22 protein-coding genes are annotated in these 24,210 nt (G+C 66.7%); 15 read left to right on the forward strand and 7 right to left on the reverse strand.

Annotated features, from left to right (window positions below):
• The first annotated feature begins 2 nt into the window (after positions 1–2).
• Positions 3–770, forward strand: a complete 768-nt coding sequence (locus tag VFE82_RS11980; RefSeq protein WP_325000545.1) for a ZIP family metal transporter — start codon at positions 3–5, stop codon at positions 768–770.
• Positions 771–997: 227 nt separating this feature from the next.
• Here the strand turns inward: VFE82_RS11980 and VFE82_RS11985 are convergent, their stop codons facing one another.
• On the reverse strand, positions 998–1,894 hold the full coding sequence (locus VFE82_RS11985; RefSeq protein WP_325000546.1) for a LysR family transcriptional regulator: 897 nt from the start codon (positions 1,892–1,894) through the stop codon (positions 998–1,000).
• Between the two features lie 95 nt (positions 1,895–1,989).
• Between VFE82_RS11985 and VFE82_RS11990 the strand changes: the two genes are divergently transcribed.
• The 4 genes from VFE82_RS11990 to VFE82_RS12005 are packed head-to-tail and all read left to right on the forward strand — an operon-like array spanning position 1,990 to position 4,528.
• A complete protein-coding gene (locus tag VFE82_RS11990; RefSeq protein ID WP_325000547.1) occupies positions 1,990–2,421 on the forward strand; it encodes a DoxX family protein in 432 nt (143 codons plus the stop codon).
• 26 nt (positions 2,422–2,447) lie between these two features.
• Entirely contained in the window at positions 2,448–3,335 is an 888-nt protein-coding gene (locus VFE82_RS11995) for a class III extradiol ring-cleavage dioxygenase (protein WP_325000548.1), read from the forward strand.
• Positions 3,332–3,667: a MoaF-related domain-containing protein gene (locus VFE82_RS12000; protein WP_325000549.1), complete on the forward strand. Its 336-nt coding sequence runs from the start codon at positions 3,332–3,334 to the stop codon at positions 3,665–3,667. Before VFE82_RS11995 ends, VFE82_RS12000 begins: the two co-directional genes overlap by 4 nt.
• 15 nt (positions 3,668–3,682) lie before the next feature.
• Positions 3,683–4,528: an NAD(P)H-binding protein gene (locus VFE82_RS12005; protein WP_325000550.1), complete on the forward strand. Its 846-nt coding sequence runs from the start codon at positions 3,683–3,685 to the stop codon at positions 4,526–4,528.
• Between the two features lie 15 nt (positions 4,529–4,543).
• Here the strand turns inward: VFE82_RS12005 and VFE82_RS12010 are convergent, their stop codons facing one another.
• Positions 4,544–5,953, reverse strand: coding sequence for a patatin-like phospholipase family protein (locus VFE82_RS12010; protein WP_325000551.1), 1,410 nt, complete (start codon positions 5,951–5,953; stop codon positions 4,544–4,546).
• Positions 5,954–6,528: 575 nt separating this feature from the next.
• On the opposite strand from VFE82_RS12010, the gene VFE82_RS12015 reads away from it, so the two are divergent.
• Positions 6,529–8,751 carry a DUF3772 domain-containing protein gene (locus tag VFE82_RS12015; protein ID WP_325000552.1) on the forward strand — a complete coding sequence of 741 codons (2,223 nt, stop codon included), beginning with the start codon at positions 6,529–6,531 and terminating at the stop codon, positions 8,749–8,751.
• 25 nt (positions 8,752–8,776) lie between these two features.
• Here VFE82_RS12015 and VFE82_RS12020 read toward each other — a convergent pair whose 3' ends face one another.
• Genes VFE82_RS12020 through VFE82_RS12030 form a run of 3 tightly spaced genes read right to left on the reverse strand, consistent with a single transcriptional unit; the run spans position 8,777 to position 14,554 of the window.
• Positions 8,777–10,180 carry an efflux transporter outer membrane subunit gene (locus tag VFE82_RS12020; protein WP_325000553.1) on the reverse strand — a complete coding sequence of 468 codons (1,404 nt, stop codon included), beginning with the start codon at positions 10,178–10,180 and terminating at the stop codon, positions 8,777–8,779.
• The gene (locus VFE82_RS12025) at positions 10,177–13,311 is read right to left on the reverse strand and encodes an efflux RND transporter permease subunit (RefSeq protein ID WP_325000554.1); all 3,135 of its coding nucleotides are present in this window, start codon (positions 13,309–13,311) and stop codon (positions 10,177–10,179) included. Before VFE82_RS12025 ends, VFE82_RS12020 begins: the two co-directional genes overlap by 4 nt.
• 10 nt (positions 13,312–13,321) lie before the next feature.
• Positions 13,322–14,554: an efflux RND transporter periplasmic adaptor subunit gene (locus VFE82_RS12030; protein WP_414708754.1), complete on the reverse strand. Its 1,233-nt coding sequence runs from the start codon at positions 14,552–14,554 to the stop codon at positions 13,322–13,324.
• A 39-nt stretch (positions 14,555–14,593) separates the two neighbouring features.
• Between VFE82_RS12030 and VFE82_RS12035 the strand changes: the two genes are divergently transcribed.
• Together VFE82_RS12035 and VFE82_RS12040 are read left to right on the forward strand one after the other, a co-directional pair.
• A complete protein-coding gene (locus VFE82_RS12035) occupies positions 14,594–15,241 on the forward strand; it encodes a TetR/AcrR family transcriptional regulator (RefSeq protein WP_325000555.1) in 648 nt (215 codons plus the stop codon).
• 172 nt (positions 15,242–15,413) lie between these two features.
• Positions 15,414–16,544, forward strand: coding sequence for an ABC transporter substrate-binding protein (locus VFE82_RS12040; RefSeq protein ID WP_325000556.1), 1,131 nt, complete (start codon positions 15,414–15,416; stop codon positions 16,542–16,544).
• A 34-nt stretch (positions 16,545–16,578) separates the two neighbouring features.
• On the opposite strand, the gene VFE82_RS12045 is transcribed toward VFE82_RS12040, so the two are convergent.
• Positions 16,579–17,568 carry a LysR family transcriptional regulator gene (locus tag VFE82_RS12045; RefSeq protein ID WP_325000557.1) on the reverse strand — a complete coding sequence of 330 codons (990 nt, stop codon included), beginning with the start codon at positions 17,566–17,568 and terminating at the stop codon, positions 16,579–16,581.
• Between the two features lie 15 nt (positions 17,569–17,583).
• Between VFE82_RS12045 and VFE82_RS12050 the strand changes: the two genes are divergently transcribed.
• From VFE82_RS12050 to VFE82_RS12060, 3 genes are read left to right on the forward strand one after another with little or no spacing between them, the layout of a single operon-like run.
• Positions 17,584–18,522, forward strand: coding sequence for a hydroxymethylglutaryl-CoA lyase (locus tag VFE82_RS12050; protein WP_325000558.1), 939 nt, complete (start codon positions 17,584–17,586; stop codon positions 18,520–18,522).
• A 24-nt stretch (positions 18,523–18,546) separates the two neighbouring features.
• Entirely contained in the window at positions 18,547–19,713 is a 1,167-nt protein-coding gene (locus VFE82_RS12055; RefSeq protein ID WP_325000559.1) for a CaiB/BaiF CoA-transferase family protein, read from the forward strand.
• A 30-nt stretch (positions 19,714–19,743) separates the two neighbouring features.
• Complete coding sequence (locus VFE82_RS12060) at positions 19,744–20,727, forward strand: tripartite tricarboxylate transporter substrate binding protein (RefSeq protein WP_325000560.1); 984 nt, start codon at positions 19,744–19,746, stop codon at positions 20,725–20,727.
• On the opposite strand, the gene VFE82_RS12065 is transcribed toward VFE82_RS12060, so the two are convergent.
• Positions 20,714–20,989, reverse strand: a complete 276-nt coding sequence (locus tag VFE82_RS12065; RefSeq protein ID WP_325000561.1) for a hypothetical protein — start codon at positions 20,987–20,989, stop codon at positions 20,714–20,716. The two genes, VFE82_RS12060 and VFE82_RS12065, sit on opposite strands and share 14 nt — an antisense overlap.
• 210 nt (positions 20,990–21,199) lie before the next feature.
• On the opposite strand from VFE82_RS12065, the gene VFE82_RS12070 reads away from it, so the two are divergent.
• From VFE82_RS12070 to VFE82_RS12085, 4 genes are all read left to right on the forward strand, one after another.
• Positions 21,200–21,400, forward strand: coding sequence for a hypothetical protein (locus VFE82_RS12070; RefSeq protein ID WP_325000562.1), 201 nt, complete (start codon positions 21,200–21,202; stop codon positions 21,398–21,400).
• A 212-nt stretch (positions 21,401–21,612) separates the two neighbouring features.
• Positions 21,613–22,332 carry a serine protease gene (locus VFE82_RS12075; protein ID WP_325000563.1) on the forward strand — a complete coding sequence of 240 codons (720 nt, stop codon included), beginning with the start codon at positions 21,613–21,615 and terminating at the stop codon, positions 22,330–22,332.
• A 302-nt stretch (positions 22,333–22,634) separates the two neighbouring features.
• Entirely contained in the window at positions 22,635–22,862 is a 228-nt protein-coding gene (locus VFE82_RS12080) for a hypothetical protein (protein WP_325000564.1), read from the forward strand.
• A 100-nt stretch (positions 22,863–22,962) separates the two neighbouring features.
• The gene (locus VFE82_RS12085) at positions 22,963–24,132 is read left to right on the forward strand and encodes a sensor histidine kinase (RefSeq protein ID WP_325000565.1); all 1,170 of its coding nucleotides are present in this window, start codon (positions 22,963–22,965) and stop codon (positions 24,130–24,132) included.
• Positions 24,133–24,210 lie beyond the last annotated feature (78 nt).

The following is a 24,210-nucleotide window of genomic DNA, read 5'->3' on the forward strand; positions in this document are numbered from 1 at the left end:
ACATGACGCTGGTTCAGATCGTATTGGCGACCTTGGCCGGCGGCCTGCTCTCGGTGGCGCTCGCTGCGCTGCTCGGACTGACGTGGCTGCCGCGCTTCGCGGATCGAATGGTGGCGTACGCGGTCGGTCTGATGCTGGCCACGGCATTCATGGGGCTCTTGCCTGAAGCCATCCATCTGGGCCTGGAGGCCGAGCAGTCGGGTTTGGTGCTCCTCGGCGGACTGCTCGCATTCTTCCTGCTCGAGAAGCTCGCCCTGTGGCGGCACGATCATGCCCAGGGAGGGCACGCCAGCGTTGCGCATGCCATTGACTCGGCCGCCAAGCCCCAGGTGAGCCTCATCGTCCTGGGCGACGGCCTGCACAATGCGGTGGACGGCGTCCTGATCGCCGCGGCTTTCCTCAGCGAACCTGCGCTGGGCTGGGGGACTGCCGTGGCCGTCCTGGCGCACGAGATTCCGCAGGAGCTCGGCGACTTCATGGTGCTGCTGAGTGCGGGCGTGACGCGCGGGCGCGCGCTCGCACTCAACGCATTGTCCGGTGCCGCCATGGTGGTCGGCGGCGTCCTCGGTCATGCCGCTCTGCAGAACGCAAAGGCGGCCCTGCCGTACGTCCTGGTTCTTTCAGCGGCGAGCTTTGTCTACATCGCCATAGCCGACCTGATCCCGGAGCTCCACCGGCGGAGGGGCCCGCGTGACGTCCTGGCGCAGGCAGCGCTGCTCATTGGCGGATTGGTGACTGTCCAGGGTTTGCATCACATGGCTGGGCACTGATCCGGTTCCGCGCACTTCAGTTCCTCCGCGGTGTCTCGAACACACCTACGTTCACGACGTTTCTGTTGCGAGCCCGAGAAGTCGCCCCGTTTGATCCAACTCTGCTGCGGACCCACCCGGCCCACCGAGGTGCTTTCCGGCTTCGATGAAAGCGGTGACCGCCGCTGTGCGGCTCGGCTTCAGGGAGCGGCTGGAGCAACGAGTCCTGGAGGGCAGGCGGCACGGGTTCAAGCGCTGAGACGCAGCGCGTCGTACAGCAGACGTCCCGCCGGGCCGACGATGGCGGTCTTGCGACGCACGATCTCTGTGGAGTAACGGGGCATTCGATCGCCCCCCTCCCAGGATTCGAGTTCGAGCAGCGCCAGCCGTCCAGCTGCAATGTCCGGTTGGGCAAGGTGATCGGGCAGGCTGCCCCACCCGACCCCTGCGCATAGAAGCTCCCGTTTCGCGTGGAGCTCCGTCACGTACCACCGGTCCGTCCCGTGAACACCGGCATCGACGCTGTCCAGCGCGGCAGAAAGCGGCGTCCACACCAGCTGCAGATGGGGTCGCAAGTCGTCGACTGCGATGGGCGCGACTGCCTTCGCCAGAGGGTGGGTCGGCGCTGCAACGGCAACGAGTTCATGGTCTGTCCAATGTGCGGCCTCGAACTCCGTCCCGTGCGGCGCGCCGTGAACCAGGATCGCCAACTGGACTTGTCCTTCGTTCATGAGCGCGAGTGCACGGGCGCGCGTCTCCAGGACGATGCGCACGCGGACCGCCCCGTGGGTTGCATGCAGGCGCTCGAGCGCATGGCCTAGACGTTGCAGGGGCACGAACGGCTCCGCCGCAATCGTCAATCCCGCTTCCACCCCGGTGGCGAACCCCTGCGCCTGGCGGTGGAAGTCCTCCGCATCGCTGATCAGCCGGCGGGCCCTGGGCAGGAGCGCGCGCCCGGCGTCGGTCAGGGCGGCTCGGTAGCCCGTCCGGTCAAACAGCAGCAGCCCGGTCTCCTCCTCCAGGGCGCGCACCGCGTAGGTCACCGCGGATTGGGCGCGCCCGAGTTGTCGCGCTGCTGCAGAGAAGCCGCCAGCCTCAGCCACGGTCACAAAGACCAGCAGTTGATCCAACGAGGGGATGGCCACTCGATCAAGTTTTTAGATGGAATGGATCGAATCTACCTCGTTTTCGCCGCGACGAGTTGATGGGAACATCCCGCGATCGATTGTTGGAGAACCCCATGACAGCGCGCACCTCCCCGACCAGCACCGTGTCCGGCTCGGCCAAACCTTGGCGCATCTCGCTCTGGATCGCGCAGATGCTCCTGGCCGCGATGTACATCCCGTCGGGCCTGATGAAACTGGCGAAGCCCATTGCTGACCTGAGCCAACAGATGGCGTGGACGGGCGACCTGCCAGCCGCCATCGTGCGCATTGCGGGGACGGCCGACCTGGCGGCTGGCCTGGGCCTCATCTTGCCCGCGCTCACGCGCATTGCACCGCAACTCACCGTGTGGGCCGCCGTCGGCGCCACCGTGCTGCAGGCGTTCGCCATCGTGCTGCACGCATCCCGCGGTGAACTCGCCGTGCTGCCCGTGAATGTCCTTCTCATCGCACTTCAGGTGTTCGTCATCTGGGGTCGGACCAAGAAGGCTCCGATCATGCCGCGCTGACCCAGCAACCCACGCACGAGGCGACCATGTCCCGACCTTCCGCTTCCCGGCGCATGCCGGTGTACTTCCTGTCCCATGGTGGTGGCCCCTGGCCCTACATGACGGGACCGATGCGCCAGATGTTCAACCTGCTGGAGGCCTCGTTGCAAGACATCCCGCGGCAGCTGCCGCGCCCGCCCAAGGCGGTGCTCGTCGTCTCCGGTCACTGGGAAGAGACGGAGTTCACCATCTCGTCCGGTCGTGCACCCGGCATGGTCTTCGACTACTACGGCTTCCCACCCGAGCTGTACGACATCAAGTACCCGGCACCCGGGGATCCGGCACTGGCAGAGCGCGTTCGCACACTGGTGAACAATGCAGGTGGGCCGGTTCGACTGGACGCGCAGCGCGGCTTCGATCACGGCACCTTCAGCATGATGAAGCCGATCTACCCTGATGCCGACGTGCCGATCGTGCAGATCTCGCTGAAGAACTCGCTCGACCCCGCCGAGCACCTGGCGCTCGGCCGGGCGTTGGCGCCGCTGCGTGATGAAGATGTGCTCATCATCGGAAGTGGCTTCACTTCGCACAATCTGCGAGAGCGCGGCCCGCAGATGGCGGCACCCTCGCAGGCCTTCGACGCGTGGTTGCGCGGCGCGGTCATGAACCCTGATCCACGGGCACGCGCCGAGGCGCTCCTGCACTGGGACCAGGCGCCATTCGCCCGCTTGAATCATCCGCGCGAAGACCACCTCATGCCGCTGATGGTGGTCGCCGGCGCGGCGGAGGGCGAACCCGTGACGCCGGTCTACGGAGAGCTCTTCGCCGGCTCCATGGCGGCGTCCAGCTTCCGGTTCAGCGAGGACACCAGTCCCTCGCGCTTCGACCAACTCGCAAGCCGCGAGCACGCGCCTAACGGACCCCGGGCCATATGAATACCTCGATTGCGACCGCCACCACGATCCCGCTGGGACACGTGTTCGACATCGACTTCACGCAGTTCACGCCGCGGATCGGGTTCGACTCCACCTCCGAACTCACGTTCGAGATGATCGGCAGCCAGTTCGCGGGCATGAAGGAGACTGTCCGCCATGAAGCGATCAACGTGCGGCCTGGCCTGTTCGTCGTGACCTGGCAGGAGAAGCCCAAGGCAACCGCGGTCCAAGTGGAAGAATTCGCGCAGGCCGTCGTCCACACCAACATCATCAACCCCGACGGGGCGTTCTTGCGCATGAGCGGCAAGATCCAAGCTGTCGTCGCGGCCTGATCTCGAGGAGCACACATGACCTATGGAGTCACTGGAGCCACTGGCCAACTTGGTCGGCTCGTCGTGGAAAAACTCAAAGCCAGAGTCGCACCGTCCGATCTGGTCGCCCTTGTTCGCTCCCCCGGGAAGGCTGCGGACCTTGGAGTGGCTACCCGAGAGGCGGACTACGCCCGCCCCGAGACGCTTGCGACTGCGCTCGTCGGCATCGACACGTTGCTGCTGATCTCCTCCAGCGAGGTCGGACAGCGCGCCACTCAGCACCGCCACGTCATCCAAGCTGCCAAGGCGGCGGGGGTCAAGGCAGTCGTCTACACAAGCCTGCTGCATGCGGACACCAGCCCCATGAGTCTGGCGTCGGAGCATGTCGAAACCGAAGCGATGCTGCGCGAGTGCGGGATCCCGTTCACCATCCTTCGCAATGGCTGGTACATCGAGAACCACGCGGGCTCTGCCAGGACGGCTCTGGCCGCAGGTGCGTTCATCGGCGCTGCGAGCGGGGGGCGTATCGCCGGTGCGGCGCGCGCGGATCTGGCCGAGGCGGCGGCCATCGTGCTCACGACACCCGGGCACGACAACCAAGTCTACGAACTTGGCGGGGATGAACGCTACACGCTGGCGGACCTTGCCGCGGAGATCGGCCGGCAAGCAGGCAGGGAACTGCCGTACCGGGACCTCGGTCAGGCGGGCTACGCCCAGGCACTGCAGAGTGCGGGCGTTCCGGCCCCCTTTGCACAGGCACTTGCCAGCTGGGAGGCGGATGCAGCGCACGGCGCGCTGGACGATGACAGCCGCACGTTGTCTCGGCTGCTGGGGCGGCCCACCACACCGCTGACGGTCGTCGTGCGGCACGCGCTCCAGTGACAGGAGCCGCCGTTCTCAAGGTGACGGTGTGCCGCCCGCGGGCCCGACGCTGAGCTGACGAACCAACCGCTGGAAGTCAGTGGATTCCCGCAGGAGCCGTGCCCCGGCAGCCCGCAACTTGCGCACGTCGTCACCCGGAAGGGACAGCGACGTCGGCAGCAGCATCAGGAGGCTGCGTTGACCCTCGTCGGGTACAGAACGCAGCGAGACCTCCGCGGTGAAGATCTGCGGCATCTCCCCATGCGGATCGGATGGCACCGGCTGCGACCGCCACTTCTCGAAAGCCGCTCGCAAGAGCAGGCGGGTTTCGGCGGAGAAGCGGTCCACCGGAATGTCCGCCAGAGCCTGGATCACGTCTGCCACGCTCGGGGTGTTTGGCGCCATGCTGATCTGGCGTTTCGTCTCGACGCCGGCGTCCACGGTGATGAAGAGAAGCTTGCGAAGCCGCAACGGACGGCCCGCCGCGGCCATCGGATCCCCACGCTCGGACAGTTCGGCCAATTCGAGCAGTCCCCGCACTGCGAGGTTGTCTGCCAAGCCCCCGTCCACCAGGTGCAGGTAGGGGTTCGCGCCGCGGTCCAGGTACTTCACGACGGAGCGCGCGCGCTCCTCCTCGCGGCTTTCGCTCAGGCGCCTGACGGATGGAGCCTCCCGGGCTGAGGCCAGCAGCGGCGACGGGATGTAGCCGCAGGAGCCCGCATAGTTCCACAGGGTGATGGGCGAGAACACCACCGGGACTGCGCTGGATGCCGCCACCGCCCGCGCCACAGGGAAGCTGGAAAGATCCGAGCAGATCAGGTCGAAGTAGTCCTGCGTGAAGTCGATCCGTGCACCGTTGCTGAGGTCGGTGGCGCTGATCACGACCAGTGGCCCTCCTCTGCGCGCGGCCAGATCTGCGAACGTGGCTCCGTGGAACAACTGCGCATCCAGCCGCTCCTGCAGGAGGTCGCCGCGGCCGAAGCGTGGTGACGTCACGCGCCACAGGTTCGGGAGCCGGATGGCAGCGTCCAGCAGCTGAGACTCGAAGTCGCGGCCGAGGAACGCGTCGTCGAAGTCCGCAAAGATGCGATCTCCGTGCAGTCCCCAGTAGGCGGCGGTGATGGAGCCGCCCGACACGCCGTACACCAGGTCAACTTCATCGAGCAGTCGTTTCCGCGCTCCCCTCCAGAAGATCGGCGTCCTCGACAGCTCCTCCAGAACCCCATAGGCCAGTGCTGCCGCCCGGGTGCCGCCGCCCGAGAAGGTCAGGACCACGAAAAGCTCTTCATCCCCCAGAGCACCGGCAAAGCGCTTCATCCGATAGCCCGTCTCCGGGTCGAACTTGGCCAACGGCGAATTGACCGGGTACTGCGCCGTGCTGCATCCAGCAAGGAGGCCCAGCACCGACAGGGCGAGCGCGACAGCGCCCCGCATCGCCTTGAACACTCGTCGGGATCCCATGCTTGTGTCAGTTGATTTCTGTCGGACCGCGTGGTTGCTTGATCGAAAGTAGACTGCTCGGCGCACTGTCCAGTGGCGATCTTATCGACAAGCGTCCGACCGATCGGCCAGCGCTTCTCGCGAAAGCCGCGCCCTCGAGAGTCGCTCGATCTTCAGGCCGTCGTCGCGAGCCAGCGGTTGAAGGCACCCGGACGTCAAGCACACCAATTCGCCCCATCCTTCCACGAAAACGTGACCATGACCCGAATCGCCCGTCGTGCGCGGCACCCGTCCAGTCCGCAAGGCAGATGCGGTCGGCCGGGGGATGCACCAGATCGCCAGTTCCAGCAGTTCGCGCCCGCTGCGATGCAAGGGCAACCGGTGAACACGATGCGGGACCCCGTCGCCCGGCCGGCCGCGTCCAAGCCTGTGCGGCCGCTGTGATGGGCGGTTTCGCTCCGAACAGAGTTCCGGCCGCTCTGGCGGGCACACGAGCCGGTACGTGCCGGGGGAGGTCGGCTGCTCAAGGCATGCTTACACTTTGGATCCTCTGGTTCCTGCTGGCTCTCTGCGGTGGCAGAGTGCTCGCCCAAGCTGCGGACGACCCGGACGCGAAGCTCGATTCGGTTCGACTGGCCGTCGAGGAGATCGAGCGCCGATTGCAGGATCAGCGCGTGCCCATGAACGAGCTGCCGGTCCTTCGCCGCAGGCTGCTCGAGTTTGAGCGTCAAGCCAACTCGGTGGCCGCCGAGCAGGCGCCGTTGTTGGCGAGCGGCCAGGCTCGCCTCGACGAATTGGGCAAGGCCGCCACCGAGGGCGAGGCGCCGGACGTGACGGAGCAGCGCAAGACCTTGCAGAAGTCGGTGGCGCAGATCGACGCCCGGATCAGGCTCGCCCGGCTGCTCGTCGTCACCAGCGAACAGCTGGCGGACAAGACAGCGGCCAGTGCGCGCCAGCGCTTTGCTGCCGAACTGTCCACCCGCACAGACATGCTGCTCAGCCCGACCTTCTTCCGCAATGTGCGCGCCGGAATCCCGTCTGACATGCAACGACTGGATCGACTGGGTCGACAATTCAAGGCATGGGTCGACCAGATCGACGGTCGCCAGGCGCTCCTCGCTGCGGCGACCTTCCTCATCGCTCTGCTCCTGAGGTGGCCGATCCGCGCGATCACCAATCGGCTCCTGGTGGAGCGCACGCCCGCGGGGCGCTTGCGCAGGTCACTGCGCGCGCTGGCCACGGCCCTCGGAGCGCTGCTGTTGCCGCTAGGTGCGCTGCTGGCACTCCTCAGCCTCACGGGAGAGGCTGCGACACGTTCCAGTTGGGAGAGCTTTGCGCTGCGCGCCGGTGCGATGGCGTGCTTCTGCTTCTTCGTCTTCGGCCTGTTGCACGGGCTGCTGGCGGCCAAGAGCCCGTCCTGGCGGCTACCTGTCATCCCCGATGAGGTCGCGATGGGCATGCGTCTGCAGCCGCTATGGCTTGCTTCGACGCTGTTTGCAGCGTGGTTGCTCCGGGCCCTCAGCGAAGTCGGGCAGTTCTCCTTGTACTCCGTCATCGCTGCAGAGGCCGTCGCTTCGATCTCACTGGCCCTTGTGACGGCCCGGGCCATCCGTGTGCACGAGCGCCTCTGGCGTCAGCTCGGCGCGGCCGCGCGCCCCTGGTGGATCGCGCCACTGCTCGCCGGCGCCTGGTCGATCCTCGGTCTCGCCATTGCGGCCATGCTGGCTGGGTATGTGGCGCTCGGGAGCGCGGCGACCGGCCAGGTGGTCTGGACCTTCATCCTGCTCTGCGGCGGGTATGTGCTCAACGCAGTCATCAAGGACGCCGTCATCTGGTCCGCCAGCCGGCCTCCGGGGCGCGAAGCAGACGATCCGCAGGCCGGCGACATGCCAGCGCGCCACGCGCAAATCGCCGTTGTCGCTGCCGGGCTGCTCCAAGTCCTGCTCGCCGGGCTGCTGCTGGTGCTGGTGTTCGCGCCCTATGGGGAAGGGCCTGCTGAGCTCGTGGGACGCGCGGCCCGGTGGCGCGAGGGGCTGACGATCGGAAATCTGCAGGTTCGTCCCGCTGCGGTGCTCAATGCGCTGCTGGTCGTCCTCTTGTCGCTCGCTGCCGTCCGCGTGCTGCGGCGCTGGACGACCAAGCACCTGCTGCCCACGATGGGGTTGGACCTCGGGATGCAGAACTCGATCTCCGCCTTGCTCGGCTTCATCGGCGGTGTCGTCGCGGTGGCCATGGGACTGTCTGCCATGGGGCTGGCGCTGAACCAGGTCGCCTGGATCGCCAGTGCCTTGACCGTGGGCATCGGCTTCGGCCTGCAAGCCATCGTTTCCAACTTCGTCTCCGGTCTGATCCTTCTCGCAGAGCGCCCCGTCAAGGTCGGGGACTGGGTCGCCATCGCAGGGCTCGAGGGCGACATCGTCCGCATCAACGTCCGGGCGACCGAGATCCAGATGGCCGATCGCTCGACGCTGATCGTTCCCAATTCCGAGTTCATCACCAAGGTCGTGCGCAATGTCACCCACGACGTGCGGGCGCAAGGCCTGGTGCAGATCAAGCTGCCGCTTCCGCTCGACGTGGATCCGGAGCATGTCCGCCGGACGATCCTTGCTGCGCTGGAGCAGCACGAGGACATCCTCCCCCATCCGCCACCGCGCGTTCTGCTCGACGGCGTCGAGGCAGACCGTTTGGTGTTCAGTGCTTCTGGTTTGGTAGCGTCCCCGCGCCGTGTCGCGATCACTCGCAGCGAGGTGCTGCTGCGAGTCCTCAGTGACCTGAAGGAAAACGGGCAGCAGGCGCGGTTGTGATGCCGGACTTGAAGGGCAGGTCACCTCAAGCCAAACCCCCTCCCAAGACTTTGTACAGCGTCACACCGTTGGAGATTTGCGCTCGACGCAACTCGATGAGCCCCTGGCGGGCGGCTTGGTCATCGCGTTCGGCATCGAGCACTTCCAGCCAGCTGTCCATGCCGCGGGTATAGCGCGCTCGCGCCAGCTCCAGGGCCTGCGCGCTGGCCTGCACCAGCGCCTGTTGCGCGTCTAGCCGCTGGGCGATCGTCTCCCGGAGTGCAAGAGCGTCGGCCACTTCACGGAAGCCGGTCTGAATCGACTGCTCGTAGCGCGCCAACGAGATGTCGCGCTCCGCATTGGCGCCCTGGAGATTCGCGCGGTTGGCGCCGCCATCGAAGATCGGAAGCGTGATCTGCGGCACGAAGCTCCAGATGCCCGCTCCCGAGCGGAACAGCTGCGACAGTTCCGTACTCGCGCTGCCTGCAGCTGCCGTGAGGCTGATGCGCGGGTAGAAGGCGGCGCGCGCCGCCCCGATGTTGGCAGTTGCGGCGCGAAGCTGCAGCTCGCTGGACAGGATGTCAGGCCGGCGCAGGAGCAGCTCGGATGACAGGCGCTCAGGCAAGGGTGGCAGCGTATCGCCGAGCGCTGGGTCGAGGGCTGCCGGTTCCATCTCGGCAGGGACGGTCGCGCCCAGCAGCAGTTCCAGTGCGTTGCGATCGAGTCGCACTTGCCCCCGGTACGTTGCCACGTCGTTTCGGGCAGCTGCCACCAGCACCTGCTGCTGGCGAAGCACCAGCGCCGTGGTGGCGCCAAGCGCCAGGCGCTTCTCGGTCAGTGCGACCGTGTTCGAGCGGCTGCGCAGCGTCTCTTCCGCCAGCGCCACCCTCGCCAGGTCAGCACTCCACTGGAACCATGCATTCGCCACCTCCGCCACCAGGCTGATCTGCGCCGCATTGCGGGCTTCCTCGGTCGAGAGAAACTGCTCGAGAGCCTGGTTCCGGAGGTTGGCCACACGGCCGAAAAAATCGAGTTCGAACGCGGTCGCCCCAACGGTCGCCGTGTACTGGTGCGTGGTCTGCGCCGAGCCGGTCGGCGTGAGGCCTGCCGGCGCGCGGGCGGCCGTGCCGCTGGCGTCGACGCTGACGCTCGGCAGGGTGGCCGCGTCCTGGACCCGGAACTGCGCCCGCGCGCGCTCGATGTTGAGCGCGGCGATGCGCAAGTCGCGGTTGTTGGCCAGGGCCAGATCCAGCAGCTTCTGCAGGCGCTGGTCCGCGAAGTAGTTTCGCCAGGGCACCGCAGCAGGTGCTGCCGTGCCAGGCGGCGTGCCCGCCCACGCTGCGGGAACCGGTGCAACAGGGCGTTCGTAGGTGGGCGCCAGGTTGGCGCAGCCGGCGATGAGGAGGGCTGCAGCGCTCGCAGCCAGCGATTGGGTCATGCGGGATGTCATGCGACCTCCAGGTTCGTGGACAGCTGCTGCGGGACCGCACGGCGGCGGGCCGCGCGCTGCACGGCAACGAAGAACACAGGGACGAGCAGTGCGACCAGCAGCGTGCCGCCCACCATGCCGCCGATCACGGCGGCTCCCAGGGCGTTCTGCGCCCCGGCACCCGCACCGGAAGCATGGGCGAGGGGCAACACGCCCAGCACGAACGCGAGCGAGGTCATCAGGATCGGCCGCAACCGCATCCGGGCGGCCTCGACCGCCGCGTCGACGACATCGCGGCCCTGTTCGACCAAAGCCTTGGCGAACTCCACGATCAGGATCGCGTTTTTCGACGCAAGTCCTACGGTCGTGAGCAGGCCCACCTGGAAATACACGTCGTTCATCTTCCAGGTCAGCACTGCGGCGGCCACGGTGCCCAGCACCCCGAGTGGCACCGCGAGGATGACGGCGAAGGGAACCGACCAGCTCTCGTACAGCGCCGCCAGGCAGAGGAACACCACCAGGATCGATGCCAGGTAGAGCAGGGTGGCCTGACCGGCGGACTCCCGTTCCTGCAGCGAGAGCCCGCTCCACTCGAATCCGATGCCGGGGGGCAGCTGCGCGGCGTGACGTTCCACGAGCGCCATGGCGTCACCGCTGGACATGGCACCAGGCATTGCCATGCCCAGGATCTGCATGGAAGGCAGCCCGTTGTAGCGTTCCAGTCTCGGCGAGCCGCTGGTCCACTCCCCTTTCGCGAACGCGGCGAACGGCACCATAGAACCCGCGTTGTTCCGCACGAACCAGCGGTCCAGGTCCTCTGGTGCCATGCGGTGCCGCGCATCGGCCTGCAGGAAGACCTTCTTCACCCGCCCGGCATCCAGGAAGTCGTTGACGTAAGACCCGGCCCATGCGACTCCCAGCGTGCCATTGACGTCGGAGATGGACAGGCCGAGCGCGCCGAGCTTGTTCTCGTCCAGCACCAGCCGGAACTCCGGCGTGTCTTCCAAGCCGTTGGGACGAACACCCACCAGCCCCTGCTCCTTGGCCAGCGCCGCCAGCAGCTGGTTGCGGGCGGCGGTCAGCGCCTCGTGGCCCAGGTTCCCGCGGTCCTGCAGCATCAGGTCGAAGCCCGTTGCGTTGCCGAGTTCGGACACCGCGGGCGGGGTGACTGCGAACACCATGCCGTCCTTCAGCGGGGCGAACGCCGCGTTCGCGCGGCCGGCAATGGCCGCGGCCTTGCCGCCGGCCCCGGTACGTTGGTCCCAGGGCTTGAGCTTGACGAATGCCAGGCCAGTGTTCTGGCCGGAGCCGGCAAAGCTGAAGCCGGCAACCGTGAAGATTCCCTCCACGGCCTCCTTCTCGCCCTCGAGATAGTGGCGCTCCACTTGCTTGATCACTTCCTGCGTGCGTTGCTGGGTGGCCCCTGCGGGCAGCTGCACCAGCGTGAACATCACGCCCTGGTCTTCGTCTGGCAGGAAGCCGCCTGGCACCTTGGACAGGCCGAATACGGCCACGCCGGCCAGCACGACGTACGCCACCATCGCGATCTTGCTGCGCTTGGCGAGGCCGCGCACAACGCCTTCGTAGCGGGTGGTCCCGCGGTCGAAGACCCGGTTGAAGGCACCGAAGAACCCCGTCGTCGCCAGCGCATGCCCCGGCCTGAGGAGCGTCGCGCACAGGGCCGGCGTCAGGATCATCGCCACCAGCACCGACAACGTCATTGCGGCCACGATGGCGACGGTGAACTGGCGGTAGATCACGCCCGCGGCGCCGCCGAAGAAGGCCATGGGAAGGAACACAGCGGCCAGCACCAGAGCGACGCCGATCAGCGCGCCGCTGATCTGGCCCATCGACTCGTAGGTCGCCTCGCGCGCCGACAGGTGTTTCTCCTGCATCAACCGCTCGACGTTCTCGACCACCACGATGGCGTCGTCCACCAGAAGGCCGATGGCCAGCACCATCGCGAGCATGGTGAGCGTGTTGATCGTGTAGCCGAAGGCTGCCATCACGCCGAAGGTGCCGAGCAGCACCACCGGCACCGCGATGGTGGGGATCAGCGTTGCGCGGAAGTTCTGCAGGAACAGGAGCATGACCAGGAAGACGAGCACGATCGCTTCGGCCAGCGTCTTCACGACCTCCTGGATGGACAGCCGCACGAAGGGAGCGGTGTCATAGGGCTTGACCACCTCCATGCCGGCAGGCAGGAACTGCCGCAAGCGGTCCAGCTCCGCGTCGACTGCCTTCACCGTGTCCAACGCGTTGGCGCCCGTCGCGAGCTTGACGGCCAGCCCGGCCGCCGGCTTGCCGTTGTAGCGGGCATCGACGGCATACTGTTCATTGCCGAGTTCAACCCGGGCCACATCGCGCAGGTACACGGAAGCGCCGTCGGCCTGGGTGCGCAGCCGGATGCCGGCGAACTCGTCCGCTGTCTTGAGCTTGGTTCGCGCGGTGATCGTCGCGTTGAGCGCCTGGCCGGGAACGGCCGGCAGTCCGCCGAGTTGTCCGGCCGCGACTTGGACGTTGTGGGCCTGCACGGCCTGGCGCACGTCCAGCGGCGCGAGCTTGTAGTTCGCCAGCTTGTCGGCGTCCAACCAGATGCGCATGGCGCGCTGCGAGCCGAACAGCGTCGTGTCACCCACGCCTTCCACGCGGCTGACCGGGTCGACCACCTGGGCGGCGACGACGTCGGCCAGGTCACCGCCGGACATCCGTCCGTCGGCCGAGACGAACGCGTAGATCGCAAGGAAGTTGGTGGACGACTTGCTGACCTGCACGCCTTGCTGCTGCACTTCCTGCGGCAGCAGTGGCGTGGCGAGAGCGAGCTTGTTCTGCACCTGCACTTGCGCGGTGTCCGCGTCCGTGCCGTTTTCAAAGGTCAGGGTGATCGCCACCGCGCCCGACGAGTCGCTCGTGGACTGCATGTACCGCAGCCGGTCCAGCCCCTTCATCTTCTGCTCGATGATCTGGGTGACGGTGTCTTCCAGCGTCTTGGCGGTGGCGCCCGGGTACGTGGCGTTGATGGTGACGGCGGGAGGCGCGATCGCCGGGTACTGGGCGATAGGGAGCGTCTTGATGGCGACCAGGCCCGCCAACATGGTGGCGATGGCCAGGACCCAGGCGAAGACAGGTCGGTCGATGAAAAAGCGGGCCATGGTGTTTCCTTCAGCGTTGCGCGACGCCCGTGGCCGGCTTGAGCGGCTGCGCGTTCACTGCGGCACCGGGGGGAACCTTCTGCTGTCCTGCGACGGCGACCACGTCCCCTGGCTTCAGTCCATCGGCCACCAGCCAGTCGCTGCCCACTGTTCGCACCGTGCGGATCGACCGTTTTTGCAGGGTCGCGCCATCGCCGACGACCATCACGCTGGGTTGTCCTGCCGCGTCGCGCTCGACGGCAGCTTGGGGCACGGTGATCGCCTGCTCGATGACGCCTTGTTCGATCACCGCCCGCGCGTACATGCCCGGGAGGAGATCGCCCCTGGGGTTGGGCACCCGCGCACGCAATGTCACGGAACCCGTCGAGGCGTCCACCTGCGCTTCGGAGAACTGCAGCACGCCAGCTTCCGGGTGCACGCTGCCGTCCTCCAGGACGATGCGCACCTTGGCCGCCCCTTGCTTGAGCTGTCCGGCCGCGAGCGAGCGCCGGATCTCCAGGAGCGCGGTGCTGGGCTGGGTCACGTCCACATAGATGGGGTCGAGCTGCTGGATGGTGGCCAAGGCCGTGGCCTGGTTGGCGGTGGCCAGTGCACCGGGCGTGACCGCCGAGCGGCCGATGCGGCCTGCCACGGGGGCAGTCACGCGGGTGTATCCGAGCTGGATGCGCTGTGTGCGCACGGCGGCGCGAGCAGCGGCGACGTCGGCTTCTGCCTGCTTGAGGGCGGCTTCCGCATCGTCCGCATCCTGGCGGCTGACGGCTTCGATGAGGGCGAGTTCGCGCTGGCGCGCCGCCTTCAGTCTGGCCGTCGCATGCGTGGCCTCAGCCCGTGCCAGTGCCGCTTCGGCGTTGTCCACTGCGGCGGCGTAGCTGGAGGGGTCGATCTGGTACAGCAGCTCGCCGGCCCGGACCAAGCTGCCCTCGGTGAACAGGCGCTTTTGCACGATGCCGGTCACCTGGGGCCGCACCTCTGCGCTCACGGCGGCCGCCACCCGGCCCGGCAGTTCGGTGGTCATGGCAAGGCGCTGCGGCTGGACGGTGACGACGCTGACCTGGGGCCGAACGCCGGGGGCACGGCCGGCGCCACTCGGGGGGGCGGGGGGCTCGCCGCAGCCGGCCAAAACGGCAGTCAGTGCGCCAGCCAGAGCGACGGCCCGCAGGCGCGAGGTGGGAAGAATCATGGACAGCTCTCCTAAAACCGTACGGTACGGTTCATTATTGATTTGACGCGCGACGTTCGTCAAGCAAAAATGAACAGGTCAGTTCGCTTAAGGAGTCGGATGGTGAAAGTACGTACCGAGGCGCGTCGCGACGCCATCGTTCAGGAGGCCGCCCGGCTGTTCCGGGAGCTGGGCTATGAGCGCGCGTCCATGAACGAATTGGCGCAGCGGCTTGGCGCCTCGAAAGCGACGCTGTACGGCTACTTCCCATCCAAGCAGGACCTCTTCGTGGCGGTCACGCAGGCGCTGGCCACTGACCACCTCGTCGACGCATTGGCCGAGCTGGGCCGGCTGGACGAAGTGGGTCTCGAAGCCGGGCTGAACAGCTTTGCGCAGAAGATCATCACCTTGCGCGTGGCCCCCGAAGCGATGGCGCTCTATCGGATGGTGGTCGGCGAAGCCGGGCGATCCAACATCGGTGAGTTGTTCTTCGAGGTCGGCTTGCGCCGATGCCTCGAGGCGATCTCCACCGCCCTGGCCGGGGCCGTGCAGCGGGGGGAGCTGGAAGATGAGCCGGTCGAGATCCTGGCCCAGCAGCTGCTGGCACTGATCGGTGCCGAGACGGAGCTCTGGATCTACCGGCAGGAGCCTCCGGTCCCCGCCAAGGCACACGTCAAGGCGATGGCAGCGCGCGCCGTTCGGCTGTTCCTGGGAGGCTACGCCCGGACCGATTCGAAGCCGCCAGCCCCGCACCGTCGGCTTGGTGCATGAGCGCACCAGCCCACCCATCGCTTTTCGCGAGCGGAAATCTGGGCACGGCGAACCATGGCTGTTCCGTTCTGGAAACGGTGAGCTCACCAAAGATCAAGAACGCAGCACCCGCTCCATCTAGGATTTTCAGAGCATCTCGAAGGTGCCTATGACCCGCTCTCGGAGGGAGCACATGAAAGAAACCTTGCTGACTCGCAGAGAATGGTCGCGCCTTGCTGCTGCCAGCGCGGCAATTGGCGCGCTTGGCGGTTGCGCATCACAGGAGCGGTCGCCCGCCGCCTGGGTGGAGAACCGGAGCCTGGACGAGATGCACAAGAGCGCGCTTGCCGAAGGCGGGCAGCTGCTGGTGTACGGAGGCGGTGATCTGCCCAATGGGGCCGCCGGCCTCGAACAAGCCTTCGCGCGCCGCTTCCCCGGAATGAAGGTGCGCATCCTGGTCGACCGCAGCAAGCTCCAGGGCGTGCGCATCGACAACCAGCTCGCACGCGGCGCGCTGCAGCCGGACGTGGTCCACATCCTGGCCCACCACTACTACGACCGCTGGAAGGCTCAGGGGCACCTGCTGCCGTACAAGCCACTCGGCTGGGACCAGGTGTTCGCCGAGTACCGCGACCCTGACGCATTCTGGACACCCACGTCCATCTTCGTTTTCAGCACGCTGGTGAATACGCGCGTCCTGCCGGAGGCGCAGGCGCCGCGCGACTGGGCGGACTTCCTGGATCCCGGGCTGAAGGGGAAGATCGCACTCACGCATCCCGAGCACGACGACTCGGTTCTCTACCAGTTCGACCAGGCGATCGCGAAACATGGCTGGGGGTGGTTCGACAATCTCCTGAAGCAGGACGTGCTCTGGATCCAGGGTTCCGGTGTGAATCGCCAGGTGGTCGAGCGCGGGGAACGGGCCGTGTCCTTCAATACCTCCGGTCCGATCGTGCCGGCGGCCGACTCCCCCGTTCGCTTCCTTCTGCCGCGCACCGACAGTTTCCTGAGCTGGGCGCATCCGACAGCGATCTTCCGCCGAGCTCGTCATCCGGAGGCAGCGAAGCTGTACGTTTCCTGGCTGCTCTCGCCTGAGCGACAGGGCACGGGAACCTCCTGGTCCGTGCGGCAGGACATGCCCACGCCGCGCGCGTACGGACCGCTTTCGCAGTACAACACCTCGCCCACCAGCTTCCGTGCCGCTCTCCAGGACCGCGTCCGGCTGGAACAAGTGCGCGACATGCTACGTCAGGCGATCGGACGCGCGCCCGACACGAACCCCACCGGTGTCGAGGGAATCTTTCCCGAAGGCATGGCGTCATGAGAGTTGTGTACCGCTGCGCCTGACCGGCAGTGAGCTAGTCCTTCTTCGCGAGCCCGGCCAGGTAGTCGACCAGCAGCGCAGCCGACTTGGGCAGCAGCTCCTTGCTTCGGTAGCAGATCGCAAACCGCCTCTTCGCCCATTCGTCGGTGAGGGGGATGATCTTCAGGCCTAGAGTCGCCGCGTGGCTGGCGGCGATCTCGCGCGGGATGATGGAGAGGCCGAGGTTGGCGCGCACGACGCGCAGCGCGGACTCGAAATTGGAAACGGTGGCGCGGTAGGTGATTCGCTGTCCCGCGATGGCTGCCGCCCGCTCCATCCTGCTGTTCACGGCCGTGGTTCCTTCGAGGCTGACGTGTTCGTAGGGCAGGGTGTCGACAAAGGCGCACTGCTTGCGGCGGCCAAGCGGATGGGACGCCTGCACGACGACGGAGATGTGGTCGGTGCGGTAGGGCAGGGTGCACAGACCCTGCAGGTCCGCGGCGTCCCACAAGACGCCGACAGAGGCACTGCCTTCCCGCAGGCGTCGCACGATCTCGCGGCTGGAAGCCTCCTGGATGTGCACCTGGATCTGCCGGTGTTGCGGCTGCTTCATGAAGAGGGCTACGTCGTCGGGCAGGCACTCCGCGATCGACGACACCGTGGCGAGCAGCCGGACCTGGCCGCGCACGCCGCCCGCGAAGCTCGCCATGTCCTGCACCACTCGTTGTGCACTCGAGAGCATCGCCCTCGAGTGCTCCAGCAGGGTTTCTCCTGCAGGGGTCGGGACGACGCCGCGGTGCTGTCGTTGCAGCAGCGGGATCCCGAACTGGCTCTCCATGAGCGACAGCCGCTTGCTGATGGCCGATGTGACCACGTTCTCCCGCTCCGCAGCGCGCGACAGGCTGCCGGCTTCGCAGACCGCGACGAAGTAGCGCATTGAAGTGAGGTCGAGGTCTTTCATGGCCGCTTGTGCTTCGAGGGATCGCTTTGACGGATTGGAAAATTCGCGTTCGGAAAATACCACTTCGGGAAAGCGCCGCGGCACCTAGACTGCGTCGACATGAGCGCATCCACCTTTCCCGGCGCCGCCATCGTTCGTGAAAGCGGGCTTCGCGACGGCCTTCAGAGCATCCAGAAGATCCTCGACACCGAGCGTAAGAAGGAGTGGCTGCGGGATGCCCATGCGGCCGGACAGCGCGAATTCGAGGTCGGATCGTTCGTGCCCGCCAGGCTTCTGCCGCAGTTGGCGGATACGGCAGAGGTTCTGGCCTACGCCAAGACCCTGCCGGGGTTGGTGGCGACCGTGCTGGTCCCGAACCTCAAGGGGGCTGAGCGCGCCATCGAGCACGGCGCGGACGTGATGGTCCTTCCACTGTCCGCCTCCCACGAGCACAGCCTCGCCAACCTGCGCAAGACGCCGGACGACGTGGTCGCCGAGCTCGCGAAGATCCGCGCTGCACGCGATGCGGCAGGGAGCAGATGCGTGATCGAGGGGGGCGTGGGAACGGCGTTCGGCTGCACGATCCAGGGCGAGGTGAAGGAGTCCGAGGTGCTGCGCCTGCTGAAGGCCCTGCTGGACGCCGGCGCGGATCGCGTGGGCTTGGCCGACACCGTGGGCTATGCCAACCCGGCCGCGGTCAGCCGCCTCTTCGAGAAGGCGGTGCAAATCGCGGGAGACCGCTTCTCCGTCGGTCACTTCCACGATACCCGCGGGCTGGCCCTGGCGAACGTCTTTGCCGCCATGCAGGTCGGCGTGAAGCGCTTCGACGCCTCCCTGGCCGGCATCGGTGGCTGCCCGCATGCGCCGGGTGCCAGCGGCAATGCCTCCACTGAAGACCTGGTGTTCATGCTGGAGTCCATGGGCGTCCAGACGGGCATCGACATCCCGAAGCTGCTGGCCGTGCGCGCCAAGCTGGTCGGCTGGCTCGACGGCGAAGCGACCCACGGCACCATGTGGCGCGCGGGGCTGCCCAAGAACTTCTCTCGCGTGGCCGCCTGACGACACCAACTGGACCCTCCCCCCATGCGCAACGAATCCACCGGCCTGCCCCTGGAAGGCATCCGCGTCCTCGAATTCACCCACATGGTGATGGGCCCCACCTGCGGAATGATCCTGGCGGATCTCGGCGCCGAGGTCATCAAGGTGGAACCGCCCGGCGGCGACAAGACGCGCACGCTGCCCGGTCTCGGCATCGGGTTCTTCCGCAGCTTCAACCGCAACAAGAAGAGCGTCATCCTTGACATCGCCAGCCCCGCGGGCCAGGAAACGGCGCGTGAGCTGATGGGACAGTGCGACGTGGTGCTGGAGAACTTCCGGCCAGGTCTGATGGCGAAGTTCGGGCTTGGCTACGAGACGGTGTCGAAGATCCATCCGCACCTGATCTATGCCTCCCACAAGGGTTTCCTGCCTGGTCCCTACGAGAACCGTCTGGCCCTTGATGAGGTCGTCCAGAACATGGCCGGCCTGACCTACATGACCGGCCCTGCGGGTCGGCCGCTGCGCATGGGCGCTTCGGTGAACGACATCATGGGCGGCATGTTCGGAGCGATCGGCATCCTGGCGGCGCTGCAGGAACGCAATCGCACCGGCAAGGGCCAGGAGATCCAGAGCGCGCTGTTCGAGAACTGCACGCTGCTCGCGTCCCAGCACATGCAGCAGTTCCTCATGACCGGCGAGAAACCCGACCCGCTCCCCGAGCGGGGCGGCACGTTTTCCGTTTACAACATCTTCACGTTGGCAGGCGACGAGCAACTGTTCATCGCTGCGACGAGCGACAAGCACTTCCAGGCGCTGTGCCGGGTGATCGGCCGCATGGACCTGGCCAACGATCCCGAGCTGGCCACGAACAGCCAGCGCTTCGCGCGCCAACCTTATCTCCTGGCCGAGCTTCGCAAGACGATGGCCAGCATGCAGAGCGACGCGCTGCAGCCGCGGTTGCAGGAGGCGGGGCTTCCCTATGCGCCCATCGTCCGGCCGGATCAACTGGTGAACGACATGCACCTGATCGAATCCGGCGGCCTGGTGCCGATGGAGACCGACGATGGCGAGACCACGCAAGCCGTTCTGCTGCCGCTGCTGATGGGTGGCCGGCGGCCCGGAGTGCGTCGCCCACTGCCCAAGCCAGGCGAGCACACCGATGAAGTGCTCGCGCAGCTTCCCTCGCGCAGCGAGCTTCGCAAGCAGGCCTGAGATCAGCGAACAACACTGGAGACAAAAACCATGAAGCACCAATCCATCCGCCGCCTGATGCTGGTTGCACTCGCGGGCGCCGCCATTCTCCCGGCCATCACGCCCGCGGCGGCCCAGGGCAATGACAGCCCGCTGCGCGTGATCCTGCCGGTGGGTCCGGGCTCGGGGGTGGACGTGACGATCCGGTCCGTGCAGAACGCGCTGTCCCGCGAGCTGAAGCAGACTGTCGTCATCGAAAACCTGCCGGGTGCCGGGGGCATCACCGGCACGGCGCAATTGGTGAAGGCGGCGCCCGATGGTCGGACAATCGCCTTCGTGTCCAACAACCACGCCGTGAACCCCAGCATCTTCAAGAAGATGCCGTACGACAACCTGGCGGACATCACTCCCATCAGCGTCGTCGCGGAAGCCCCCTTCGTGTTGGTGGTCAACCCCGCCAAGCTGCCTGTGAACACCGCCAAGGAGTTGCAGGCTGCGTTGAAGGCCAAGCCGGACGGCTACAACTTCGCTTCCTCTGGCAACGGCACCATCCTGCACCTGGCGACAGAGATGTTCGTGGACGCAGCGGACGTGAAGGCCAAACACGTCCCGTACAGGGGCGTGGGTCCGATGCTGACGGACCTGATGGGCGGCCAGGTGGACTTCGGCGTGGTTGCAGTGCCTTCCGTCCAGGGGCAGCTCAAGTCGGGAGCCCTGCGCGCCATCGCAGTGATGGGCGACTCCCGCGTGCCGTCGCTGCCCAATCTGCCCACGATGAAGGAGCAGGGCTTCCCCGAGGTCGTGGTCGGCGGGTGGTTCGCCGCCGTCGGGCCGAAAGGCCTGCCCGCCGCGGAAGTCAATCGCCTGCACACGGCGATCGTCAATGCGTTCAACGCTCCGGACGTCAAGGAAGCGATGGTCAAGCAGGAGAACATCATCCGTGCAACTTCGCCGGAGCAGGCCGTCGTGATCTTCCGCAACGAGCAGGCGCGGTACGCGCGCATCGTGCAGAAGGCGGACATCAGAGCTGAGTGAGCATGACGAAGTACGCGATCGGCGAGAAGGTACCGTGGCGGAATGCCTCGGACTTGCGGGCGTAGTCGGCCGCGTTCGCGCGGAGGTTGGCGACCTCTTCGTCGGTGAGCTCGCGCAGCACCTTGGCCGGAGCACCGACGCTGCTTGGCCAATTCGAGATCAGCGTCCGGATCAGCTTGAGCCTTGTACTTAGGAAGATGCAATCCCTTGAGGGCTGCCCAGTCCATCGCGGCTTGCTCCAGAAGCTCGTCGGGATCCTCATCCGAGGGGGCGCTCTGATCTCCGTCCATAGCGTTTCCATGGGAACAAACGGGGGAACAAGCAGCAGGCTTGTTGGCCACCCGCAAGGCTACATGCGTTCTGCGCCTGGCGTTCGGGTGAGATCGTGAACGGCTGACTTGCTACCGGAGGACGAGCCCCGACAGTCTCTTCCTACAAGGTCATTCCTGCGTCCTCGTCACGATGTCGCGCCATGCCGGATTCGGACTTCGACCAGCTGATGCACAAGTGGAGTGAGGCGGAGCACGCCGCCAGCGAGGCCGAGGCTGCCTTCCTGGCCGGCGAGCAGGCCAAGTCCGATCCCGCGGCGGTCTCGCTGGTCCACCAGGTTCGCAGCCTCCGCAACATGGCCAACGAGATGCTTGCAGCGCTGTTGAAGCGAGCCGGGAGGTAGTCGACAGCCCGGCATCCGCAGCGGTGGGAGGGGCCGCCACGGCGCGGTGGGCAAGGGCGATGAGGCCCTCGTCACGGCCGGTACGGCCGCGCCAGAGGTCTGCGGCCGCGCCGCGGAGCGCCCAGGCGGAGGCGTCGACCCCACCATTCCTCGTCGTCTTTTGAGTGGACGACCTACAACAGCGGCCTCGGGAGCCTTGGATAACGAAGGCCATGATCGATCCGATGCTGCTGGCCACCCTTCGCGTGTCGACCTTCGACGGCGACACGCCGTTGACGGCAGGGACGGGCTTCTTCTTCGCGCGGGGTGAGCGCATCTTCCTCGTCACCAGCCGCCATGTGCTGGTGGATGCGGCGACCGGGCACCACCCCAACCGCATCACCGTCGTCGTCCATCTCGACCCCGTGGATCTCACACGCACGGAGACCGTGTCCGTCTGGCTCTACAAGGACGGCAGGAGCCTCTGGCGGCAAGCGGAGGATTCTGGCGGCGAGATCGACGTGGCGGTGATCGAACTGGACCGGGCCTCACTGCCCGGCGTGCATGCACTCCATGCGTTCAGTGATGCGCACCTGCAAGGCCCCCTGGACGAGGTGCCGCTGGGCGCCGCATTGCTGGTGGTGGGCTTTCCGCTGGGGTTCTTCGACACCCTGCACAACCTGCCCGTGGCGCGCCATGCCATCGTCGCTTCGGCATTTGGCGTCCGCTTCCAGGGGCAGGGCTACTTCCTGACGGACGCGCGCATGCACCGTGGCGCCAGTGGCGCGCCTGTTGTTCTCCATGCCCCCGGTCAACCTGGCTCGCTGCCGTGGAAACTGCTGGGGATTCACTCGGCCAGGCTTGACATGTTGACGCGTGAACAGGGTGTCGACGAAACGCTCGGTCTGAACTGCGCCTGGTACGCGGACATCCTGCGGACGCTGACCCAGTGAGCATCCACCGGACGCCGGTCCTCCGGTGCTCCTGCTCGCAGTGATGCTGCTCGCGCGCTTGCTGGATCGACTCCCCCTCGCGCCGCCGATGGTGGACCTCGCGGTCGGCGCCGTGCTGGGCTGTGGGGCTCCGCGTGGTTCGGCCCGATGCGCTGGTCCACGACCGTCTGGAGCATCTGGCGCAAAACGGCGCTGCTGCTGTCGCTGTTCTCCGTCGGGCTGGACCTCAAACCTTGGCGGTCTCGTGGTTCGTTCCAATGATGTTGCGGTGGCGCGGCCGCCGGCCGTGCTACCGTCCGACCTTGGCGAACGGACGCGCCTCGGCGCATGTCGCGATGAGCGGGTGGTTCGGCATTCGCGGGATCGGCTCGTTGTTCTCTCTGCTGTTCGTCCTGCAGGCCGGGCTGGATGGCTCTGCTGCACAGACCCTGGTGTCGCTGACGCTCTGGGCTGTCGCGATGTCGCTCGTCTTCCATGGACTCACGGCCAGATCACTGCTGCAAGGGGATGGCGCACGCCTGGCGGCCTAGCGTCGTCCGGGCTTGGCCGGCGGGTCGTCGGGGTGGGCGCAGCGCCCGCGGCAGGGAGCTTCTGCAGGCCGCTTGGTTGGATCAAACGCAAGGAGCACGGATGCGCATCGGTGAGTTCATCAAGCAGCAGGTCGAACTCATCGTCGACGAATGGGTGCAGTTCGCGCAGACGAGGCTACCCTCGGCGCACGGTTTCACCCGCGAGGAACTTGCCGACCACGCGAAGGTCCTGTTGCTTGCCATCGCCGATGATGTGGGTCGCACCCAAGGGGTGCAGGCGTCGCACGACAAATCACGGGGAAACAGACCCGGTGATGCGCCAGAGGTCACGCGCATCGCTCGAGAACACGCTGCGCAGCGCTTCGAACAAGGCTTTTCGTTCGACCACCTCGTCTCGGAGTTTCGAGCACTGCGTGCTTCGGTCATCCAAAGCTGGTGCAAGCAACTCAAGGAGCCGCGCGCGGCGGACCTCGACGATCTCACGCGCTTCGGCGAGAGCGTGGACCAGGCGCTCTCGGCATCCACGTCGCTCTACTCGCAGAAGGTGGACGATTCCCGCAACCTGCTGCTGGGCGTGCTGGGCCACGACCTGCGCACGCCGCTGGGCGTCGTTCACATGAGCACGCACTACCTGCTCGGCGCGGACTCGCTTCCCCCGGCCCAGACAAAGGCCGTGGTTCGCATCCAGACAGCCGCCGAGCGCATGCGCGCGATGGTGGAAGACATCCTGGACTTCACGCAGACCGCCTTCGGCGTGGCCCTGCCCATCATGCCCGCGCCAGCAGACTTCGGCTCGATCACGAGGAACATCGTGGCCGAGGTCACGGCCCTGCATCCAGACGCCACGATCGAACTGACGTGCGATGGAGACCTCACCGGCTGCTGGGACGCGGCCCGGACTGCACAGATGCTGGCCAATCTGATGGCGAACGCCGTTCAACATGGTGCTGCCGGCAAGCCCGTGATCGTCGCGGTCGATGCCGACGTGGAAGCTGTCCGCGTCAGGGTCAGCAATGAAGGCGCGCCGATCCCTGCCGACATGCGGGACAACCTGTTCTCTCCCTTGCGCCAGAGACCGGCCTCGCAGGCAGACAGAGGACGTGGCTCGTCAGGGTTGGGCCTGGGGCTCTACATCACCAGGGAGATCGCTGTGGCGCACGGGGGCACTGTTGACTTCAGCTCGACGGCAGAGGCCACAAGCTTTTGCGTGCGGCTTCCACGCACGTCACCGCCGGCAGCCGAGCGCCGTGCAAGCCACTTGCAGCGGTGATGGACCGCGCCATGGGAACGTGACGGTCCGGTCGAAGCTCTCGCATCCTGGCCGCCGTGCTGAACGGCCCACCGCGGC

The organism is Ramlibacter sp. (assembly GCF_035655895.1).
Classification (GTDB): Bacteria; Pseudomonadota; Gammaproteobacteria; order Burkholderiales; family Burkholderiaceae_C; genus Ramlibacter.

Excerpts from the sequence above, each read along its gene's own strand:
- VFE82_RS12050 (WP_325000558.1), top strand. The coding sequence starts at position 17,584 with ATGAGCGCATCCACCTTTCCCGGCGCCGCCATCGTTCGTGAAAGCGGG.
- VFE82_RS12055 (WP_325000559.1), top strand. The coding sequence starts at position 18,547 with ATGCGCAACGAATCCACCGGCCTGCCCCTGGAAGGCATCCGCGTCCTC.
- VFE82_RS12020 (WP_325000553.1), bottom strand. The coding sequence starts at position 10,180 with ATGACATCCCGCATGACCCAATCGCTGGCTGCGAGCGCTGCAGCCCTC.
- VFE82_RS12060 (WP_325000560.1), top strand. The coding sequence starts at position 19,744 with ATGAAGCACCAATCCATCCGCCGCCTGATGCTGGTTGCACTCGCGGGC.
- VFE82_RS12040 (WP_325000556.1), top strand. The coding sequence starts at position 15,414 with ATGAAAGAAACCTTGCTGACTCGCAGAGAATGGTCGCGCCTTGCTGCT.
- VFE82_RS12075 (WP_325000563.1), top strand. The coding sequence starts at position 21,613 with ATGATCGATCCGATGCTGCTGGCCACCCTTCGCGTGTCGACCTTCGAC.
- VFE82_RS12070 (WP_325000562.1), top strand. The coding sequence starts at position 21,200 with ATGCCGGATTCGGACTTCGACCAGCTGATGCACAAGTGGAGTGAGGCG.
- VFE82_RS12000 (WP_325000549.1), top strand. The coding sequence starts at position 3,332 with ATGAATACCTCGATTGCGACCGCCACCACGATCCCGCTGGGACACGTG.
- VFE82_RS12065 (WP_325000561.1), bottom strand. The coding sequence starts at position 20,989 with ATGAGGATCCCGACGAGCTTCTGGAGCAAGCCGCGATGGACTGGGCAG.
- VFE82_RS12005 (WP_325000550.1), top strand. The coding sequence starts at position 3,683 with ATGACCTATGGAGTCACTGGAGCCACTGGCCAACTTGGTCGGCTCGTC.
- VFE82_RS12085 (WP_325000565.1), top strand. The coding sequence starts at position 22,963 with ATGCGCATCGGTGAGTTCATCAAGCAGCAGGTCGAACTCATCGTCGAC.
- VFE82_RS12025 (WP_325000554.1), bottom strand. The coding sequence starts at position 13,311 with ATGGCCCGCTTTTTCATCGACCGACCTGTCTTCGCCTGGGTCCTGGCC.
- VFE82_RS11995 (WP_325000548.1), top strand. The coding sequence starts at position 2,448 with ATGTCCCGACCTTCCGCTTCCCGGCGCATGCCGGTGTACTTCCTGTCC.
- VFE82_RS11980 (WP_325000545.1), top strand. The coding sequence starts at position 3 with ATGACGCTGGTTCAGATCGTATTGGCGACCTTGGCCGGCGGCCTGCTC.
- VFE82_RS11990 (WP_325000547.1), top strand. The coding sequence starts at position 1,990 with ATGACAGCGCGCACCTCCCCGACCAGCACCGTGTCCGGCTCGGCCAAA.